Source organism: Microbacterium sp. NPDC089189, assembly GCF_040685095.1.
Classification (GTDB): domain Bacteria; phylum Actinomycetota; class Actinomycetes; order Actinomycetales; family Microbacteriaceae; genus Microbacterium.
Genome location: NZ_JBFBHG010000054.1, coordinates 1 through 2,386, shown reverse-complemented (window position 1 = coordinate 2,386; position 2,386 = coordinate 1). Strand labels below are relative to the sequence as shown.

The window sequence follows — 2,386 nt, the reverse complement described above, 5'->3', positions numbered from 1 at the left end:
ATACTTGTTCATTGAAAACTGGATATTGAAGTAAAAATGTAAGTAATACAAACCGAGAACACCGCGTTGAATGAGTTTTTTAATAAGTTCAATTGCTTATTTTTCTTGATTGGACTTCTATCGCTAGAAGAAAGATCAAAACCCAACCGTAAGGTTGATAAGGTTAAGTGAATAAGGGCGCACGGTGGATGCCTTGGCACTAGGAGCCGATGAAGGACGGGACTAACACCGATATGCTTTGGGGAGCTGTACGTAAGCTATGATCCAGAGATTTCCGAATGGGGGAACCCAGCATCTTTTATAGGATGTTACGTATACGTGAATACATAGCGTATACGAGGTAGACGCAGAGAACTGAAACATCTAAGTACCTGCAGGAAGAGAAAGAAAATTCGATTCCCTGAGTAGCGGCGAGCGAAACGGGAAAAGCCCAAACCAATGAGCTTGCTCATTGGGGTTGTAGGACTCCGATATGGTAGTTCTTTCAGATAGTCGAATGACTTGGAAAAGTCAGTCAGAGAGGGTGAAAGCCCCGTAGATGAAATTTGGAAGGCACCTAGGAGGATCCTGAGTACGGCGGAACACGAGGAATTCCGTCGGAATCCGGGAGGACCATCTCCCAAGGCTAAATACTCCCTAGTGACCGATAGTGAACCAGTACCGTGAGGGAAAGGTGAAAAGCACCCCGGAAGGGGAGTGAAATAGAACCTGAAACCGTGTGCCTACAACAAGTCAAAGCCCGTTAATGGGTGATGGCGTGCCTTTTGTAGAATGAACCGGCGAGTTACGATTGCATGCGAGGTTAAGTTGAAGAGACGGAGCCGCAGCGAAAGCGAGTCTGAATAGGGCGTTTGAGTATGTAGTCGTAGACCCGAAACCATGTGATCTACCCATGTCCAGGTTGAAGGTGCGGTAAAACGCACTGGAGGACCGAACCCACGTACGTTGAAAAGTGCGGGGATGAGGTGTGGGTAGCGGAGAAATTCCAAACGAACTTGGAGATAGCTGGTTCTCTCCGAAATAGCTTTAGGGCTAGCCTCGGAATTGAGAATGATGGAGGTAGAGCACTGTTTGGACTAGGGGCCCATCTCGGGTTACCGAATTCAGATAAACTCCGAATGCCATTCATTCATATCCGGGAGTCAGACTGTGAGTGATAAGATCCATAGTCGAAAGGGAAACAGCCCAGACCACCAGCTAAGGTCCCAAAATATATGTTAAGTGGAAAAGGATGTGGGGTTGCACAGACAACTAGGATGTTGGCTTAGAAGCAGCCACCATTTAAAGAGTGCGTAATAGCTCACTAGTCGAGTGACCCTGCGCCGAAAATGTACCGGGGCTAAACATATTACCGAAGCTGTGGAGTACACCTTTAGGTGTATTGGTAGGAGAGCGTTCTAAGGGCGTTGAAGGTAGATCGTGAGGACTGCTGGAGCGCTTAGAAGTGAGAATGCCGGTATGAGTAGCGAAAGACAGGTGAGAATCCTGTCCACCGAATGACTAAGGTTTCCTGGGGAAGGCTCGTCCGCCCAGGGTTAGTCGGGACCTAAGCCGAGGCCGACAGGCGTAGGCGATGGACAACAGGTTGATATTCCTGTACTCGTTGTTTTTGTTTGAGCAATGGAGGGACGCAGGAGGCTAAGGAATGCAGACGATCGGAAATGTCTGTCCAAGCAGTAAGTCTTGATAGGAGTCAAATGCTTCTAACTTTAAGGACAAGCTGTGATGGGGAGGGAAATAATAGTACCGAAGTTCCTGACGTCACACTGCCGAGAAAAGCTTCTAGTGAGAAAACAACGACCCGTACCGCAAACCGACACAGGTAGTCGAGGAGAGAATCCTAAGGTGAGCGAGAGAACTCTCGTTAAGGAACTCGGCAAAATGACCCCGTAACTTCGGGAGAAGGGGTGCTGATCGTCAGATCAGCCGCAGTGAATAGGCCCAAGCGACTGTTTATCAAAAACACAGGTCTCTGCAAAATCGTAAGATGAAGTATAGGGGCTGACGCCTGCCCGGTGCTGGAAGGTTAAGAGGAGTGCTTAGCGTAAGCGAAGGTACGAATTGAAGCCCCAGTAAACGGCGGCCGTAACTATAACGGTCCTAAGGTAGCGAAATTCCTTGTCGGGTAAGTTCCGACCCGCACGAAAGGCGTAACGATTTGGGCACTGTCTCAACGAGAGACTCGGTGAAATTTTAGTACCTGTGAAGATGCAGGTTACCCGCGACAGGACGGAAAGACCCCATGGAGCTTTACTGTAGTTTGATATTGAGTGTCTGTACCGCATGTACAGGATAGGTAGGAGCCGTAGAAGTCGGAACGCTAGTTTCGATGGAGGCGCTGGTGGGATACTACCCCTGCGTTATGGCCACTCTAACCCGCACCACT

1 rRNA gene is annotated in these 2,386 nt (G+C 48.9%); it reads left to right on the top strand.

What is annotated here, in order from left to right:
• Positions 1 to 161: 161 nt before the first annotated feature.
• Positions 162 to 2,386: ribosomal RNA gene (locus tag AB0N73_RS16255) — 23S ribosomal RNA — on the top strand; the annotation flags it as partial.